At 66.2% G+C, this 18224-nt stretch carries 15 protein-coding genes; 4 read left to right on the top strand and 11 right to left on the bottom strand.

Going from position 1 to position 18224, the window contains the following annotated elements:
• Window positions 1-88 precede the first annotated feature (88 nt).
• From KY499_RS01635 to aspS, 3 genes are all read right to left on the bottom strand, one after another.
• Window positions 89-1132, bottom strand: a complete 1044-nt coding sequence (locus KY499_RS01635; protein WP_123253733.1) for an IS3 family transposase — start codon at window positions 1130-1132, stop codon at window positions 89-91.
• Window positions 1096-1542: a transposase gene (locus KY499_RS01630; RefSeq protein WP_123253734.1), complete on the bottom strand. Its 447-nt coding sequence runs from the start codon at window positions 1540-1542 to the stop codon at window positions 1096-1098. Before KY499_RS01630 ends, KY499_RS01635 begins: the two co-directional genes overlap by 37 nt.
• 197 nt (window positions 1543-1739) lie before the next feature.
• Entirely contained in the window at window positions 1740-3527 is a 1788-nt protein-coding gene (gene aspS / locus KY499_RS01625) for an aspartate--tRNA ligase (protein ID WP_219886097.1), read from the bottom strand.
• A 97-nt stretch (window positions 3528-3624) separates the two neighbouring features.
• On the opposite strand from aspS, the gene KY499_RS01620 reads away from it, so the two are divergent.
• On the top strand, window positions 3625-4911 hold the full coding sequence (locus tag KY499_RS01620) for an APC family permease (RefSeq protein WP_219886096.1): 1287 nt from the start codon (window positions 3625-3627) through the stop codon (window positions 4909-4911).
• Here the strand turns inward: KY499_RS01620 and hisS are convergent.
• Complete coding sequence (gene hisS, locus KY499_RS01615; RefSeq protein WP_219886095.1) at window positions 4908-6257, bottom strand: histidine--tRNA ligase; 1350 nt, start codon at window positions 6255-6257, stop codon at window positions 4908-4910. The two genes, KY499_RS01620 and hisS, sit on opposite strands and share 4 nt — an antisense overlap.
• Window positions 6258-6496: 239 nt before the next feature.
• Between hisS and KY499_RS01610 the strand changes: the two genes are divergently transcribed.
• The 3 genes from KY499_RS01610 (at window position 6497) to KY499_RS01600 (ending at window position 9764) form a co-directional block, all read left to right on the top strand.
• Entirely contained in the window at window positions 6497-7303 is an 807-nt protein-coding gene (locus tag KY499_RS01610) for a peptidylprolyl isomerase (RefSeq protein ID WP_219886094.1), read from the top strand.
• Window positions 7304-7364: 61 nt separating this feature from the next.
• Window positions 7365-8945, top strand: a complete 1581-nt coding sequence (locus KY499_RS01605) for a DUF349 domain-containing protein (RefSeq protein WP_258190891.1) — start codon at window positions 7365-7367, stop codon at window positions 8943-8945.
• 177 nt (window positions 8946-9122) lie between these two features.
• Window positions 9123-9764, top strand: coding sequence for a hypothetical protein (locus KY499_RS01600; protein WP_308813067.1), 642 nt, complete (start codon window positions 9123-9125; stop codon window positions 9762-9764).
• On the opposite strand, the gene KY499_RS01595 is transcribed toward KY499_RS01600, so the two are convergent.
• From KY499_RS01595 to ruvC, 7 genes are all read right to left on the bottom strand, one after another.
• Window positions 9761-12151, bottom strand: a complete 2391-nt coding sequence (locus KY499_RS01595) for a RelA/SpoT family protein (RefSeq protein WP_375141107.1) — start codon at window positions 12149-12151, stop codon at window positions 9761-9763. The genes KY499_RS01600 and KY499_RS01595 overlap by 4 nt on opposite strands.
• 133 nt (window positions 12152-12284) lie before the next feature.
• Window positions 12285-13304 carry a protein translocase subunit SecF gene (gene secF / locus KY499_RS01590; RefSeq protein ID WP_123256008.1) on the bottom strand — a complete coding sequence of 340 codons (1020 nt, stop codon included), beginning with the start codon at window positions 13302-13304 and terminating at the stop codon, window positions 12285-12287.
• Complete coding sequence (gene secD / locus KY499_RS01585) at window positions 13305-15080, bottom strand: protein translocase subunit SecD (RefSeq protein WP_219886093.1); 1776 nt, start codon at window positions 15078-15080, stop codon at window positions 13305-13307.
• Window positions 15081-15184: 104 nt separating this feature from the next.
• Window positions 15185-15577 carry a preprotein translocase subunit YajC gene (gene yajC / locus KY499_RS01580; RefSeq protein ID WP_123256080.1) on the bottom strand — a complete coding sequence of 131 codons (393 nt, stop codon included), beginning with the start codon at window positions 15575-15577 and terminating at the stop codon, window positions 15185-15187.
• A gap of 230 nt (window positions 15578-15807) precedes the next feature.
• Window positions 15808-16911: a Holliday junction branch migration DNA helicase RuvB gene (ruvB, locus tag KY499_RS01575; protein ID WP_123256010.1), complete on the bottom strand. Its 1104-nt coding sequence runs from the start codon at window positions 16909-16911 to the stop codon at window positions 15808-15810.
• The gene (ruvA, locus tag KY499_RS01570; RefSeq protein WP_219886092.1) at window positions 16904-17548 is read right to left on the bottom strand and encodes a Holliday junction branch migration protein RuvA; all 645 of its coding nucleotides are present in this window, start codon (window positions 17546-17548) and stop codon (window positions 16904-16906) included. The genes ruvB and ruvA overlap by 8 nt, the downstream gene beginning before the upstream one ends.
• 92 nt (window positions 17549-17640) lie before the next feature.
• Window positions 17641-18219, bottom strand: a complete 579-nt coding sequence (ruvC, locus tag KY499_RS01565; RefSeq protein WP_219886091.1) for a crossover junction endodeoxyribonuclease RuvC — start codon at window positions 18217-18219, stop codon at window positions 17641-17643.
• Window positions 18220-18224: the final 5 nt, after the last annotated feature.

Below are 18224 nucleotides of genomic sequence, written 5' to 3'. Positions count from 1 at the left end.
GCGGCCACCCGTTGCCACCACCCGGCACGGCCACCCGTTGCCACCGATTCGATGGCTCCGTGCGCACTCGACGTGCGGGCGGTATCTATCAAGCTGTTTGTGACAGCTGGTTGGTTTCTTTGTAGTTGATGCCGGCGTGGCCGGGGGCGCCGGGCGCTGTCGGTTTGCGGCGGTACCTGTGGGGGTTGCGTGCGTGGCAGGCGTCCAGTGTTGCCTGCCGTTGCCTGCGGGCCTGTTCGACGAGCCCGTGGTGGACGGTGTCCGGCGTGTAGTAGTTCAGGCCGCTGTGGCGGTGGTTGGCGTTGTAGTCCGCCAGGAACGCGGCCATGTGGGCCCGGGCGTGCTGGAGATCCTGGAACCGTGGGGGGAAGTCGAGGTCATATTTGACCGTCTTGAACAGGGATTCCGAGTAGGGGTTGTCGTTGGAAACCCGCGGGCGGGAGTAGGAGAGTTCGATGCCCAGAGACCGGGCGAGGTCCAAGGTCGTGCCGGCGCGCATCGGGCCCCCGTTATCGGCATGCAGCACCGCGGGGCGCTGCCGGTTTCCCGCGACCGCGTCCCTGATGAGAGCGGCCGCCAGGGCCGCTGTTTCTCCGTGTTCGACCCGGTGCCCAACGACCTTGCGGGAGTAGACGTCGATGATTGTGTAGAGCTTGTACGTGTGTTTGCCGGAGCCGTGGAGCATGGTGATGTCCCAGCTCCAGAGCTGGTTCGGGGCCGTCGCGACCAGGACCGGCTTGACCCGTCCCGGGCCCGTGCCGCCGCGTAGTGCGCGGCGGTCCCCGTTCTGCCCGTGCGCGGCGACGATCCGGTGGGCTGCCGCAATCGAGAAGGAGCAGTACCCGGCGTCGAGCATCCGATAATAGGCCTGGGTGACCGAGAGATTCCCGTAGTCCTCGGAGTTGAGCAGCTCCATGAACTCCTCAGCCTCGGCCGTGGTGATCCGGTTCGGGTAAGCCCGGTCACGGCGCGGCACGGTGACCCCTGCCGGGACAGGAGGACTCAGATGCCGGTACCAGGTGGTGCGGTGGAGGCCCAGCAGGGCGCAGGTCTTCACCGCTGACCAGCCCGCCGTGATCAGATTGCCGGCGAAGGTCAGGGCGATGTCTTTCCAGACTTTGGCACCAACCACTCCGGCCGGCCCGGCTCCGGTTCTTCCAGCACCGGATCGGTCGCCGCCGCGCTCTTGGCCATGGCGTCCAAGAGCGCGGAAGCTTTTCCCAGAATGTCCACCGCCGCCTCGGCCCGGGCCAGCTTGGCCTTGAGGATCTCGTTCTCCTTCAACACCCGCTTAAGCTGCTGTTTGTCGCCTGCGTTCAACCGCTGGTCCTCGTTCCCTTGCTTGATGCTGGACCTCAGCTCCCCGGCCTCGCGTTGCTGGACCCAGAGCCGGACGGTGTTATCGCCGATACCCACAGCCCGGCAGAACGCGATCCGGGACCCACGCTCCAGGCACTTCTCGTACTCATCCAGAATCGCGTGCTTTTGCTCGAGAGTGAAGTGGCTCCTCCCGGAGCGACGGACAGGGACAACAAAATCCATGACGGACCTTTCCCCGCCCCCGTGATCAGGCCGAGCCGACAGAGAACCTGTCACACAACAGCCTGACACACAGGGCGGGCGCGTCGAGTGCGCACGGCAGCACCGAATTGGGAGGCCGGTGTCGTTAAAGCACGGCAGGGCCCCCTTAGCCCGGGGGCCCTGCCGATACGACGCGCTGGTTACTCGTTGGCCGCGGCCTACTGTTCTGCCGAAGGCTCGGCCTTCTTGACCTCGGGCTTGAAGTCAACGCCGGCTTCCTTGCGTTGCTGCGCCGTGATCGGGGCGGGTGCCGCTGTCAGCGGGTCGTAGCCGCCTCCGGACTTCGGGAAGGCGATGACGTCGCGGATGGACTCCACGCCGGCCATGAGGGCAACGACACGGTCCCAGCCGAAGGCGATGCCGCCGTGCGGGGGCGCACCGAACTTGAAGCCTTCGAGGAGGAAACCGAACTTGGTCTGGGCGTCTTCCTTGTCCAGGCCCATCAGCTCGAAGACCCGCTCCTGGACCTCGCGTTCGTGGATACGAATGGAGCCGCCGCCGATTTCGTTGCCGTTGCAGACGATGTCGTAGGCGTAGGACAGGGCCGATTCCGGATCCTGGTCGAAGGTGTCCATAAATTCGGGCTTGGGTGAGGTGAACGCGTGGTGCACCGCGGTCCACTTGCCGGCGCCGACGGCCACGTCACCGGAAGCGACGGCGGCGGCGGCGGGCTCGAACATGGGTGCGTCGACGACCCAGCAGAAAGCCCAGTCAGCGGGGTTGATCAGTCCGGTCCGGTGGCCGATCTCCACGCGGGCGGCACCCAGCAGGGCACGTGAGGGAGACTTTTCGCCGGCGGCGAAGAAGATGCAGTCGCCCGGCTTGGCACCCACGGCCTCGGCCAGGCCGGCGCGCTCGGTCTCGGTGAGGTTCTTGGCCACGGGACCGGCAAGCTCACCGTCCTCCTTGAACAGGACGTATGCCAGGCCCTTGGCGCCGCGCTGCTTGGCCCATTCCTGCCAGGCGTCGAGGGCGCGGCGGGCCTGGGAGGCGCCTCCGGGCATCACGACGGCGCCGACATAGGGTGCCTTGAAGACGCCGAAATTGGTGTCTTTGAAGAACTCGGTCAGCTCGGTGAGTTCCAGGCCGAAACGCAGGTCCGGCTTGTCCGAGCCGTAGCGGGCCATGGCGTCGTGGTAGGTGATGCGCTGGATCGGGGTCGGGATCTCGACGTCGATCAGCTGCCACAGTGCCTTCACGATGTTCTCGCCGAGGCTGATGATGTCGTCCTGCTCCACGAAGCTCGCCTCAATGTCGAGCTGGGTGAACTCCGGCTGGCGGTCCGCGCGGAAGTCCTCATCGCGGTAGCAGCGGGCAATCTGGTAGTACTTCTCGAAGCCGCCGACCTGCAGGAGTTGCTTGAACAGCTGCGGGGACTGCGGCAGCGCGTACCAGGAACCCGGGGCCAGGCGGGCGGGGACAACGAAGTCGCGGGCGCCTTCCGGCGTCGAACGCGTCAGCGTGGGGGTCTCGATCTCGACAAAGCCGTCCCGGTGGAGCAGTTCGCGGGCCACGCGGTTGGCTTCCGAGCGCAGCCGCAGGTTGCGGGCGGGGCCGGGGCGGCGCAGGTCGAGGTAGCGGTGCTTGAGCCGGGCTTCCTCGCCGACTTCGACATGCTCGTCGATCTGGAAAGGCAGAGGATCGGAGGTGTTGAGGATGGTGACCTGCTCGGCCATCACCTCGATCTCGCCACTGGCCAGGGCCGGGTTTTCGTTCCCCTCCGGACGCTTGGACACGGTACCGGTGATCTGCAGGACGTACTCGTTGCGCAGGCCGTGGAAGACCTCCTCCTCGCGGACGACGACCTGGGCCACGCCCGACGCGTCGCGAAGGTCAACGAATGCGACACCACCGTGGTCACGACGCCGGCCCACCCAGCCGGCCAGGGTTACGGTTTGTCCAATGTGCTCAGAGCGAAGTGATCCGAGGTCATGTGTGCGCAGCACAGCGTACCTTTCAGAGGGAAGACAGGGGTGATGTTAAATGAAACCGCTACGGGAACGATCCCGTTAGAGTTTACCCGCTGGAAAGGCCCCTCCCGCCATGCCAAGCCAACCACCCCTCCCCCCTGCGCTCCGCCGCCGTCTGGGCGTCCTCGACGCCACGGCGATCGGCCTCGGATCGATGCTCGGTGCCGGGGTTTTTGTGGTGTTCTCCCCGGCCGCGGCCCTGGCCGGCCCGCTGCTTCCGGCCGCCGTCGCCGTCGCCGGGGTCGTCGCCTGCTGTAACGCGATAGCCTCCGCCCAGCTCGCCGCACTGTATCCGGCCAGCGGCGGGACGTATGTGTACGGCCGGCGCCGGCTGGGGCCATGGCCCGGGTTCATCGCCGGCTGGGGGTTCGTGACCGGCAAGACGGCGTCCTGCGCGGCGATGGCCCTGACCTTCGGGCACTATCTGGCCCCCGGCTACGCCGTCCCGGTGGCGGTGGCCGCCGTCGCCGCCCTTACCGGCGTCAACCTGCTCGGCATCACCCGCACGGCCCTGCTGACCCGGGTCCTGCTGGCCGTCGTACTGGCCAGCCTCGTGCTGGTGGCCGCCGCTGCCGTGGTGGGCCCGCACCCGCCGTCCGGAGCCGTGCCCGCCGGACCGGACGCCGCGGCAAATATCCGCAATGTTTTGTCGGCGGCGGGACTGGTGTTTTTCGCCTTCGCCGGGTACGCGCGGATCGCGACGCTGGGCGAAGAAGTCAAAGACCCCGCCCGCACCATCCCGCGGGCCATCTTTACCGCACTGTCCCTGGCATTTGTGATTTATCTGGGGCTCGCGCTGCTGCTTCAGGGGCACCTCCCGGCGCAGCAGCTGGCACTCTCGACGGCGCCATTGCTGGATGCCGTCACGGGTTCCAGCCTGCAGGGCGGCGCGCCGCTGGTGCAGGCCGGCGCCGCCGCCGGGAGCCTGGGTGCGCTCCTGGCGCTGATCACGGGTGTCGGCCGCACCACGCTGGCGATGGCGCGGGAACGTGACCTGCCCGCAGCCCTGGCCCGGGTGGGCGGCGCCCACACTGTCCCGTTCGCCGCGGAGCTCACCGTCGCGGCTGCCGTGATTGTCCTGCTGCTGACCACGGAGGTGCTGACCGTCGTCGGGTTCTCGAGCTTCGGCGTCCTGGTCTATTACGCCGTGACCAACGCCTCGGCCTATACCCTCACCGGGCGGCCGTGGTATGCCCCGCGCTGGCTGAACGTGCTCGGTTTCCTTGGCTGCCTGACCCTGGCCGTCACGCTGCCGCCCGGCTCGGTGCTTGGTATGGCGGCTGTGCTGGCGGCGGGCATGACAGTGCGGCTTGTGGTGCTGCGGCTGCGGCAGTCCCGGCCGGAGGTGCCGGGCAGCTAGTTCGTTGTGACGCGCACGCGCAGGTCTTCCTCGGCCGGGGTCCAGTCCGCCGGATCGGCGTCGTGCTGTTCGCCGGTGCGGATGTCCTTGACCTGGTGCTTGCCATCGTCGTCCGTGAACCAGACGAACGGGATCCCCCGGCGGTCCGCGAACTTAATTTGTTTGCCGAACTTCTCGGCTTTCGCGGCGACCTCGGTGGCGATGCCGCGGCTGCGCAGCGCCGCGGCGACGTCCTGGGCCGCACCCCAGCTGTCATCGCTGTTCAGCGCCACGAGGACCACGGTGGGAACGGAACGCGAGGCGGAGGCGAGGTTTTGGCTGAGGATCCGCGAGACCAGACGGGTGACCCCGATCGAGAGTCCGACGCCCGGGAACTTGCGGTTTCCCTTGCTGGCGAGGGCGTCGTAGCGGCCGCCGGAGCAGATCGAGCCGAGCTGTTCGTGGCCCACCAGGATGGTCTCCACGACGGTGCCGGTGTAATAGTCCAGTCCGCGGGCTATGCTCAAGTCCGCCACCACCCGTCCGGGTGCCCGCTGGACGGCAGCGGCAATGACCTGCTCCAATTCATTCAGGCCCTCTTCGAGGAGGTCGTTGCTGACCCCCAGCGCCCGGACCTGATCCACGAAGGACGTATCCGGTGTGCGGATGCCGGCAAGCTTCAGCGCTGCCTGCGCCTGGTCCTCGGTCGCACCGAGTTCGGAGCGGAGCAGCTCCGCCACTTTGGCGGGACCGATCTTTTCGAGCTTGTCGATGCTGCGCAGCACCCCCGCGGTATCGGTCAGCCCGATGCCGGTGTAGAAGCCCTCCGCGAGCTTGCGGTTGTTGATCCGGAGCAGGAAATCGGGAATTGGCAGGGCGTTCAGGGCCTCGGCAATAACCAGGGCGATTTCAACGTCGTAGCGGAACGGCAGGTCACCGTCGCCGACGACGTCGATGTCCGCCTGGGTGAACTCGCGGGCGCGGCCCTCCTGCGGACGCTCCCCACGCCAGACCTTCTGGATCTGGTATCGGCGGAACGGGAAGGCAAGGTACCCGGCGTTCTCCACGACATAGCGGGCAAACGGCACGGTGAGGTCGAAGTGCAGGGCCAGGGCGTGCGGGTCAGTTTTCCCGGCGTCGCTGCCGGGAGTTCCGTCGTCGTCCTGGAGCCGGCTGAGTCCGTAGACTTCCTTGTCAATCTCGCCCTTGCGCAGCAGCTGGCCCACCGTTTCCACGGCCCGGGTCTCGATCGAGGAGAACCCGTGCAGCTCAAAGGTCCGCCGCAGCGTATCCAGCACATGCAACTCCACCAGCCGCTCCTCGGGAAGCCATTCGGGGAATCCGGACAGGGAGGCTGTGCGTGCCATGGTGGATTGTTCTCCTCTGGTAACACCGGCGTCATGAGCCGTCTTCTCCCCGAAACGCATGAGAGTAAGGACGGCAGACCAGCCAGTCGTGCATAAACTGTGTGCGGCAGTCAGTTTATGCTTTCGGCGCCTGCATCCTCTAATGCGGCCGCGCGGGGCGGACTGACGGCTGTATGACCGCTGAAACCGCGACGGCGCCCCACGCTGCCCGCGTATTCGGCCCTACCCCAGGAGGACTTTTGGCGGCCAGTTCACGGAGCGCCCGCGAAGCCAGGCGGCGCATCCAGCAGATGGAAGGCAAGCGGGAGCTGCGTCGGGAACAGGACCGACGCAGGAAACGCGACAACCTCGTGGCCGCCGGTGCCGGCACCGCGGCCATCGTCCTGGCCGTCGTTCTCCAACTCTCCGTCTTCGCCGGCAACCCGAGCGAGGCGGAGTTCGCCGCCACGCAGGCGGATCTGACGAGCCCCTCCGCATCCGCCACGCCCACTGCCGGGCCGACGAACGCAGCGAACATTCCAGACCCGGCAAGCGCCGCGGGCCAGACGTTTTCCGGTGAGCTCCGACTCAACTCAGGGACGCTCGGCGTTGAACTGGACGGGACAGCGGCTCCGCAGGCCGCCGCCGTCTTCAAGTCTCTCGCGGACGGGAATTTCTACGCCGGCGTCAGTTGCCACCGCCTGACCACCGCCGAAACCTTCGGGGTCCTGCAGTGCGGTTCCAAGGCCGGGGACGGCAGCAGTGACCCGGCCTACACCTGGGGTCCGCTGGAGAACACCCCGCCGGATAACAACTACCCGGCGGGCACGATCGCCGTGGCCAGGACCAGCGGCAACGCGTACGGCAACGGCACCCAGTTCTTCATCGTCTACAAGGACACGGTCATCCCGGCGGACGCGGCGGGCGGCTACACGGTGGTCGGCAGGGTGACCACCGGACTGGACGTCGTGGCAAGCATTGCCGCCGCAGGTCTTAAACCCGGGGAGAACCCCAGCGACGGCGAACCTGCGGAACCAGTCACGATAGACTCGTTCTCACTGAAGTAACCAACCGCGGCCCCACAGGCCACGGTCCCGGTATTTCCCTCCAAGCGAAAGACTTCTAGCGGTGACAGACAGTCAGAAATCCGACGAAACGTTGGCAGCAGCACCCGCCAACGAAACCGAAACCACGGCAACCCCGGCCGAGGACAGCAGCCCGGCCGAGGTGACGCACCCGGCCCCCGGGGCCGAAGACGCCCCGACGACTGAAGATGCCGCGGCTCCGGGAATCCACGCCGGCGAGCCGACTGCCGACGGCGAGAAGGCCACGGCTGAGTCACCGGTTCCCACCCCTGCCAAGCGCCCGGCCCCCTCCCCCGCCGCGTTCGCGGCACGCCCGAAGGCCACGCCCTCTGCCGCGGCCCCCGCACCGGCCATCGTCTCGTCCGCTGCCGCCCTGGCCGAAGCAGCGCGCTGGGGCAGGGTCGAAGGAGACGGCCACGTCTTCCTGACCCTCGACGGCGAGGAACACCCCGTCGGCCAGTATCCCGGCGTCAGCGCCGACGAGGCACTGGGCTATTTCGCCCGGAAGTACGACGACATCGTGGCCCAAATCGTCCTGCTCGAACAGCGCGTCAGCTCCAAAGCTCCGTCCACGGACATGCAGAAGACCGTCACGCACCTGCGCGAACAGCTCGCCGAGCGCAACATGGTGGGCGACCTCCGGGCCGCCGAGGGCCGTCTGGACACCCTGGTCGGCCAGATCGTCGATCTGGAGAAGTCCGAGAAGGCAGAACATGACGCCGTCCGCGCCGCCGAACTGGCCGCCCGCGAAGCAATCGTGGCGGAGGCCGAAGAAATCGCCGGCCACGACCCGGCCCAGATCCAGTGGAAGACGTCCAGCGCGCGGATGAACGAACTGTTCGAAAGCTGGAAAATTGCGCAGAAGAGCGGGGTCCGTCTCGGACGCAGCAACGAAGACGCGCTTTGGAAGCGGTTCCGGGCCGCCCGGACCGTTTTCGACCGGCACCGCCGCGCCTACTTCTCCCAGCTGGACAGCAACAACTCGACAGCCAAAGCGGCCAAGGAGAAGCTCATCGCCGAAGCCGAAGCGCTGTCGGCCTCGACCGACTGGGGCTATGCTGCCGGCGAATACCGCCGGTTGATGGATGAGTGGAAGGCTTCACCGCGCGCGAGCCGCAAGGACGACGACGCCCTCTGGGCCCGTTTCCGTGCCGCACAGGACATCTTCTTCACCCACAGGCAGGCCGCCAACGAAGAGATCGACCAGGAATACGGCGCTAACCTCGTTGTGAAGGAAGAGCTCCTGGCGGAGGCGAATACGCTGCTGCCCATCAAGGATCTGACCGCTGCCAAGAAGGCCCTGCAGTCGATCCGTGACCGTTGGGAAGAAGCCGGCAAAGTCCCGCGCGCCGACATGGGCCGCATCGAAGCCGGGCTGCGGAAGGTCGAGGACGCCGTCCGCCACGCCGAAGACGAGAACTGGAAGCGGTCCAACCCGGAGACGAAGGCGCGCACCAACAGTGCCCTGAGCCAGCTCGAATCCGCGATAACCGGCCTCAAGGATGACTTGGCCAAGGCCGAGAAAGCCGGCGACCAGCGCAAGATCAAGGCGGCACAGGAAGCCCTCGACGCCCGCCAGGCGTGGCTGGAGCAGCTGGAACGCTCCGCCAGCGAACTCGCCTAGCGCTTCATCCGCCGCGCGCCCGCGCAGCACGCCCACAGGCCCCGTCCCGGTTATCCACATGACCGGGACGGGGCCTGTGCCGCGTCCGGGCCGGCAGGGGACGATGACGGGATGGTACTCACGCCCAGCTCCCCCGCCCGGCCTCCAAGGCCCCGACCGGCGCCCTTGCCACCGGGTGTGGACCGGCCGGAGCTCTACGCCCCCGGCGCCCTGTTCTCGTGGCAGGAATTGCAGGCGATGGCGGTTGACGGGGTAGTGACCAGGTTGTTCCAGCGCGGCTACCTGCCGCCGGGCGCCCGCGCCACGCCGCTACTGCGGGCGCGCGCCGCCGCGCTGATTATTCCGCCGGACGTCCGGGCCCGCGTGGTCGCAGGGCGGATGACAGCCGCCTGGATTTACGATGGGACGCAGGAGCCGGACCGGCTGGCGCTGCTCGTTGACGCCGGCCACCGTGTCTCCGGCCTTAGGTCCATGCGCGGCTGCACGCTCCATGAAGTCCGGCTGGGACCGTTCGACGTCGTCAATTTCGGTGGCCTGCTGGTCTCCAGCCCGCTGCGGACGGCCCTCGATATTGCCTTGCACGTGGAGGCGGACCGGGCCGTACCGGCTCTCCGGGCGCTCCTTGCACGCCCGGAGTTGGGCGTGCGGCTCCGCTTACTGCGGGTCGCAGTTGAGGCCAGCCCCAGGTTGCCGCACAAAAAAGCGGCACTGGAAAAACTCGCCGCCTTAGAGCAGGGACCCCTTCCGGCCCCGCTGCCCGTTGCAGCGGGCCCGGGCATGCCGGACTCCGTCCGGCCCGGTGCCGGCCCTGTTGCCTAGCTGCGCCGCCGGTTGCCGGTGGTGCGGTAGACGTCAAAGACCCCGTCGATCCGGCGCACGGCACTCAGGACATGGCTAAGGTACTTGGGATCACCCATCTCAAACGCGAACTTGGAGATCGCGACCCGGTCGGTGGAGGTCTGCACACTCGCTGCCATGATGTTGACGTGGCTCTCGGACAGCACCCTGGTCACGTCCGAGAGGAGCGATTTTCTGTCCAGCGCCTCGACCTGGATCTCCACCAGGAACACGCTGGACTGCGTCGGCGCCCAGTCCACCTCGACGATACGGTCCGGCTCGTCCATCAGGCCCGACACGTTGGTGCAGTCGGTCCGGTGCACGGAGACGCCGGACCCCCGGGTCACAAATCCGAGGATCGGGTCAGGCGGCACCGGTGTGCAGCACCGGGCGAGTTTCACCCAGATGTCGTCGACGCCGCGGACCACCACACCGGAATCGGAGTAGCGGGTTTTGGAGACCTGTGTCGGGATGGAAACCTCGGTGAGCTCGTCGTCGGGGGTTTCGTTTCCGCCGACATGCTCGACCAGTCGTTCCATCACGGACTGGGCCGAGGTGTGGCCGTCACCGACCCCGGCATAGAGGCCGGAGATATCCACGTATTTGAAGTCCTCGGCGATGGCAGCCAGGGCATCGTGTGTCATCAGGCGCTGCAGTGGGAGGTTCTGCTTGCGCATTGCCTTGGTCAGCAGCTCCTTGCCGTGATCAATAGCCTCTTCGCGGCGTTCCTTGCTGAACCATTGCCTGATCTTGTTCCGCGCCCGGGCACTTTTGACGAAGTGCTGCCAGTCCTGGCTCGGGCCGGCTCCTTCGGCCTTGGACGTGAAGATCTCCACCCAGTCACCGTGGTTGAGCTCGCTGTTTAGCGGCACGAGCTTGCCATTGACGCGCGCGCCGATGGTCCGGTGGCCCACCTCGGTGTGGACGGCATAGGCGAAGTCCACCGGTGTGGACCCGGCGGGCAGGGCCATCACCTCACCCTTGGGGGTAAAGACGAACACCTCACGGGCATTAATTTCGAAGCGCAAAGAGTCAAGGAACTCGCCCGGGTCCGAAGTCTCCTGCTGCCAGTCAACAAGGGAACGCAGCCATCCCATGTCGCCGTCGCGCGGGCTGCCGGGGCCGGCCGCCGAGCGGTTGGGCTGGTCCTTGTACTTCCAGTGCGCGGCTACGCCGTACTCGGCCCGCCGGTGCATCTCGTGGGTGCGGATCTGGATCTCCACCGGTTTGCCGCCGGGTCCGATCACCACCGTATGCAACGACTGGTACATGTTGAACTTCGGCATCGCGATGTAGTCTTTGAACCGCCCGGGCAGCGGATTCCAGCGGGAATGCATGGCTCCCAGGGCGGCGTAACAGTCCCGGACGGAATCGACCAGCACCCGCACGCCCATGAGGTCGTTGATGTCGTCGAAGTCCTTGTCCCGCACGATCATCTTCTGATAAATCGAGTAGTAGTGCTTCGGCCGGCCGGTGATGGTTGCCTTAATCTTGGCAGCACGCAGGTCATCGGTGATCTGATTCCGGATGACGCTCAGGTTCTTTTCGCGTTCCGGAGTGCGGTCCCCCACCATCCGGACGATTTCCTCGTAGACCTTCGGGTAGAGCGCAGCGAAGGAGAGGTCTTCCAATTCCCACTTAATCGTGTTCATGCCGAGGCGGTGCGCCAGCGGAGCAAAAATCTCCAGCGTCTCGCGGGCCTTGCGTCCAGAGGACTCAGCGGACACAAACCGCCAGGTCCGTGCGTTGTGCAGGCGGTCAGCGAGCTTGATCATCAGCACCCGGATGTCCTTGGCCATGGCCACGACCATCTTGCGGACGGTTTCAGACTGGGCGGCTTCTCCGAAGCTCACCTTGTCCAGTTTGGTGACGCCGTCCACCAGCATCGCCACTTCGGGACCGAACTCCGCCTTCAGGTCTTCCAGCGAGTACGCGGTGTCTTCGACGGTGTCGTGCAGCAGGGCGGCGGCCAGCGTTGTGCCGCTCAGTCCCAGTTCGGCGAGGATGGTGGCGACGGCAACAGGATGGGTGATGTAAGGATCACCGCTCTTACGCTTCTGGCCCCGGTGGCAGCGCTCCGCAACGACAAAGGCACGCTGGATGAGGTCGAAGTCTTCCTTGGGGTTGTTGACCCGGACGGTACGCAGCAACGGCTCGAGGATCGGCGAATACGCCGGCGCTCCCCGACCCGTCAGCCGGGCCAGCCGGGAACGGGTCCGTTCGCGGCGGCCCGGGAATGTGGGCCGGGCGCCGGAGCTGTCCACCGGCACCGGACCATCATTGCGTCCGGAGGCAACCACACCGGTCCGGGACCCCTGGGCGTGACCCTGATCCGGTGCCGCCGGCACCGGCTTCGATCGTTCTTCCAATGGAGCACCTTCCACAACCGGTTAATTATTCAAGTGTATTCCCGCAGCCGGAGACTTTGATAACCGCTCCGGATACGACGACGGGCCGGCAAGCGTCACGGATGACGATCACCAGCCCGGCCACCCAACGCCGTCAGGCCTTGGCGGTGTTCGCCTGCGAAAGCGTCTTGGCAGCAGCGTCGGCGCGCCGGTGTTCCACCCGGGTGGCCTGCTTGACCAGCTCCGGCTCGCCCTGGCGGAGCCAGGCATACAGCGGAGCAGCAACGAAGATGGTTGCCGCGGTGCCGATCAGGATTCCGACGAACAGGGCGAGGGAGAGGTCACGCAAAGTTCCTGCACCCAACAGGCCGGCACCGATGAACAGGATGGCACCCACGGGAAGGATGGCCACCATCATAGTGTTGATCGACCGGACCAGGGTCTGGTTGACGGCCAGGTTCACCTCTTCAGCGAACGTCCTGCGGGTGGAGGCCTGAAGGTCGGCGGTGTTTTCCCGGATTTTGTCGAACACCACCACGGTGTCATACAACGAATAGCTGAGCACCGTCAGGAATCCGATGATGGCCGACGGGGTGACCTCGAAGTCGCTGAGGGAGTAGACACCGGCCGTGATGAACATGGTCACGCCCATGCCGGCGATTGCGGACAGCGACATCTTCCAGGTCCGGAAGTACAGCGCCATCAGCACCGCTGCCAGCCCCACAAAGATGACGAGGCCCAGCAGCGCCTGATTGGTGACATCAGCGCCCCAGGTGGGACCGACGAACGTGGAGGTCACCTCGTTCTCGGTCACACCGTAGGCGGACGTCAGTCCTTCCTTGATGCTGAGCGTTTCGTCCTCGGTGAGCTTGTCTGTCTGGATCCGCATGGTGTTGCCGGCAACGTTGGCAACCCGCGGGATGCTTCCGGGAACGATGTCCTGGACAGCTTTCTCGCCGAGAGCCGCATCCGTGGTGCTCACGTTGGATACGGTGAACTCGGACCCGCCCCGGAATTCAATTCCGAGGTTGAAGCCGCCCTTGACGATCGGCAGGAGGATCGAGAAGGCAACGAGGACGGTTGCAATCAGGAACCAGAGTTTCTTGGATCCGACGAATTCGTAGGACCGTTTTCCCGTGTAGAGCTCGTTACCGAACTCGGCGAAGTTGGCCATTTACTTGCCTTCCTTGGCTGCACCCTTGGCGGAGCCGGCAAGCTGTTCCTGCTGTGCCTGCTCCTGCTGTTCCGCGAGGCGGCGTTCTGCGATGGTCATCCGGCGGGCGGCTTCGGCCGTCGCGCCGGTGTTCTTGGCACGGACCGCCACTGCGGGGTTCTCCTGCGGTGTCCGGATCCGGCCGGCGCCCCGGTATAGGGGCACGGCACCGAGACGCTTCGGGTCCAGCCCGGAGAACTTATGGCCTTCGCCGAAGAACTTGGTGCGGGCCAGCAGCTGCAGGGTCGGGTGGGTGAACATAAAGACGACGATGAGGTCGGCGATGGCGGTCAGGCCCAGGGTAAAGGCGAAGCCGCGGACGTTGCCCACGGCCACGAAGTACAGGACCAGGGCGGCCAGCAGGTTCACGGCCTTGGAAGCGAGGACCGTGCGTTTAGCCCGCTTCCAGCCATTCGCCACGGCCGAAACCAGTCCGCGGCCTTCACGGAGTTCATCACGGATGCGTTCGAAGTAGACGATGAAGGAGTCAGCCGTCTGGCCGATGGCGACGATCAGGCCCGCGACGCCGGCAAGGGACAGCCGGTAGTTCTCGGTCCATCCGAGGATGGCGATGGCCAGGTAGGTCAGGGCGCCGGCCACGACCAGGGAGGCAATCGTGACCAGGCCCAGGGCGCGGTACTGGAACAGTGAGTAGACAACCACCAGCAGCAGGCCGATCACACCGGCCAACAGGCCCATGCGGAGCTGCTCACCGCCGAGGGTGGCCGAGATCTGCTGCTCGCTCTGAATCTCGAAGCTGATCGGGAGGGCGCCGAAGCGCAATTGGTCCGACAGGGCCTTCGCGGACTGCTCGGTGAAGCCGCCCGTGATCTGCGGACGTCCGTCGGTGATCACAGCGAGCGAACGGGGAGCGGAAATGACCTGGTCATCGAGCACAATCGCGAACTGCGCTCTCGGGTCCGAACCACCCTGGGAGAGGCTCTCAACGTAGAACCGGTTCAGCCGTTCTGTGACCGTCTTGAACTTCTGTGAGCCCTCGTCATCGAACTGGATGTTAACGGCCCACTCGTTGGTCACCGCGCCTTGGGCGCCCTGCTGCAGCTGGAACGAGGAGGACTTGATGTTTGAACCCTTGACCTCGACCGGTCCCAGAATGTACTTGATCGCCGGAGCGCCGTCGGTGGCAGGCTCGCACGTGACCAGCGGCTTCGTTGGATCGGAACGTTCCTGCTTGTCCTGGGACGGGTTGTCGCAGTCGAGGGTCTCGAACTTGCGGTAAACCTCGGCGGTGATCCAGTTGGTGTCACTTCCGTCAACCGGCTCGGCGGTCGGCTTCGGCAACTGGTCCTCCGGAACCTGCGCCTCGGCAGGCACGGCAGCGCCGGAGCCGGCCTGAAGCACGGGGCGGAAGTTCATGTCGGCCGAAGCCTGGATCAGCGCGCGGGTTTCCCTCGATGGCGTGCCGGGCAGGCTGACCACAACGTTGCGGCCGGACTGGGTGCTGATTTCGGCTTCCGCGACGCCGGAACCGTCAACACGCTGGCGGATGATCGCCACCGCCTGGTTGAGCTGCTCCTCGTTGATATTCGAGCCGCCCTCCACCCGGGGGGCCAGAATCATCTGGGTGCCGCCCTCAAGGTCCAGGGCTAGTTTCGGAGCCCAGCTGGCTTGCCCGGCCATGGTTCCGCCGGCCAGGACGGCGGTCAGGACGGCGATAACAACGCCGAGCCAGACGAGCACCCTGCGGGCTGTGTTTTTCGGGCCTGTTCGTGCCATTGTCGATCTTTCTATTAATTACGGAGAAGCCGCCGGTGCGTGGCGAGCCCGCACCGGCGGCTGCCCGCTGCTGAAGCTGCGCGGGTATGGCTCAAATAGGCAGACTAGCTGTCTTTCTTGCCTTCGTCGTTCAGGCGGCGCATGGTTTCGTCGGCCGATTCGCCGGCAGCAGTCTGCTCGGGCGCCTTGTCGAACGTCAGGGCGGAGGCGTCGTCGGGGACCACGGGGGTCTCCTCGGCGGCCACAACGGGTTCGACGATCTTGGTGACCGCCTGGCGGTGCACGGTGGCGAGGTTTCCGGGCGAGAGCTCCAGGACGACCTTGTTCTCCTCGTCATCCATCTCAATGATGCGGCCATACAGGCCGAAGCTGGTCATGACCTCTACGCCAGGTGCAAACTGCGACTGGACCTGGGCCTGGGCCTGCTGGGTCTTCTTGTTGCGGCGGAACATCATAAAGACGAAGACTCCGAGCATGACGAACAGGAGAATGGTCATCGGGTCGAAACCGCCGCCGGCCGCCGGCTGGTTCTGGGCAGAAATATATCCGAACACAGGAAAAGTTCCGTTCTGTACTTACGTAGCTGGTTTTCAGCAACGTCCGCTTCGCTCAGGTCGCCTGACGGAAACCGCGACAGACCGGCGTCAGTGTGAATGCCGCCGCAAAACGAAGACCCGAACGTGCCGAGCGTCTCTCCAGTCTAGAGGGAAAAGGGCCGCCGGCGGTGTTAGCGGCCCTGTTGGATCCATTCCGGTCCGGTATCGGCACCTGCTTCGGCGTCCATATCCGCGGCCCGGAACAATTCCAGCGGGTCCTGCGCGAAAATCCCTGCTGGTACGGCATACCCCAGATGGGTCCACGCCGGTGCGAGGGCAATCCGGCCCCGCGGCGTGCGGCCCAGCAGGCCTTCGCGGACAAGGTACGGCTCCGCGACGGTCTCCACGGTTTCCGTTTCCTCGCCGACGGCGATCGCCAGGGTGGACAGGCCCACCGGTCCCCCGCCGAACTTGGTGATGAGCGCTTCGAGGACGGCCCGGTCCAGCCGGTCGAGACCACGTTTGTCCACTTCATACATGTCCAGGGCCGCAGAGGCGGACCGCGCATCGATTTGGTCGATCCCATGCACCAGCGCCCAGTCCCTGACACGGCGCAGGAGCCGGTTGGCGATACGCGGTGTTCCCCGGGACCGGCCGGCGATCTCGCTGAAGCCGGCGGAGTTGACTTTCAGATCCAACAGCCCGGCGGAACGCCGGAGCACCAGTTCCAGCTCCTCCACCGAGTAAAACTCGAGGTGGCCGGTGAAGCCGAAGCGGTCACGGAGCGGGCCGGGCAGAAGTCCGGCCCGGGTGGTGGCGCCGACCAGGGTGAACGGCGGCAGCTCAAGCGGGATTGCCGTTGCACCGGCACCTTTGCCCACCACGATGTCCACCCGGAAGTCTTCCATCGCCATGTACAGCATTTCCTCGGCCGGCCGGGACATCCGGTGGATTTCGTCCAGGAAAAGGACCTCGCCCTCGGACAGCGAGGACAGGATGGCGGCCAGGTCGCCGGCGTGCTGGATCGCGGGGCCGCTGCTGATCCGGAGCGGGACGTTCATTTCCGCGGCAATGATCATCGACAGGGTGGTCTTCCCCAGTCCCGGAGGTCCGGAGAGCAGAACGTGGTCAGCGCTGCGTCCCCGCATCCGCGAGGCTTCCAGAACCAGGGAGAGCTGCCTGCGGACCCGGTGCTGGCCCACGAAGTCGTGCAGGTTCTTGGGCCGCAGGGCGGCCTCGATGACGCGCTCTTCGGGCTCTTCCGCCGAAGCGACTGGAGATGCCGGCTCAGCCACGGGCGCCTGCCCTGTTTCCGGCGCGGGCGCCGTCCTGGCCAAGCCAACGCAGCGTTGCACGCAGGATCTCGGCAACGTTGCCCTTCTCCGCCAGCTCCGGCGCGTCGGCCAGCGACTTATCAATACTGGAGGTAGCGTCCTTTTCGGACCAGCCAAGGCTTGTCATGGCGGCCACAACCTGCGGCTTCCACGCGGCTTCCGCCGACACTGCCGGCGTTGCACCGGTGGCTGTCCCATGCGGGACGAGTTTGCCGGCGAGTTCCAGCACAATCCGCGCGCCGACCTTGGGGCCGATCCCGGGGACCTTGGTGAAAGCCTTGCCGTCCCCGGAATGCGCGGCAACCCTGATGGCCTGGGGTTCGTGGACCGCCAAAACAGCCAGCGCAAGGCGGGGCCCGACGCCGCTCACGCTCAGGAGGATATCGAAGACCTCCCGCTCGTCGTCGCTGCCGAACCCGTACAACGTCAACGAGTCCTCCCTGACAATCAGGGAGGTGAAGAGCTTCCCCTCGCCCCCCACCCGGAGGCTGCCGAGGGTTTGGGGCGTGGCATTGACGCTCATGCCGGCGCCGTTGAGGTCAATCACGGCGGAAGACAGGCCGACGTGGGCTACGGTTCCTCGAAGAAAACTGATCAAAGCCGCGCTCCTGGGTGTACAGCGAAATTGCAGCCGGAGAAACCCGGCCATCCGAACATATCTACGAATACCTTAGCAAGTGGCGGCGGCCGTCAGCGTGCACGGCGCGCTTTTGCCTCGGCGTCGGCCCAGGCCCGTTGGGCCGGAGTCAGGGACTGGCTGCCCGGTCCGGTGGTGGCGACGGCGGCCCCGCTGCCGGCCCGCCACGCGTGGGTGATGGCCAGCGCGAGGGCGTCGGCGGCGTCGGCCGGGCGGGGCGGGGTGTCCAGCCGCAGGATCTTTGTCACGAGTTTTGTTACTGCGTCCTTGTTGGAGGTGCCGCTTCCGGTCACGGCCGCCTTCACCTCCGAGGGCGTGTGCAGCGCCACCGGGATGCCGCGGCGCGCTGCGGCTGCGATGACCACGCCGGAGGCCTGTGCCACGCCCATCACAGTGCTGACGTTGAGTTGGGAGAAAACCCGTTCGACGGCAAGGACGTGCGGTTCGTAACGGTCCAGCCAGTCATCGATGGACGTGGCTATCACCAGCAACCGCTGGTCCAGGCTTTCCTCGGGCGACGTCCCGACGACCCCATAGGCGACCATCGTGGCCCGGCGGTTCTTCTCTACATCCACCACCCCGATGCCGCAACGGGTGAGGCCCGGGTCGACCCCCAGAACACGAAGGGTCAAAACCG

Source organism: Arthrobacter sp. PAMC25284 (assembly GCF_019443425.1).
Lineage (GTDB): Bacteria > Actinomycetota > Actinomycetes > Actinomycetales > Micrococcaceae > Arthrobacter > Arthrobacter oryzae_A.
This window is presented reverse-complemented; position numbering and strand designations above follow the sequence as displayed.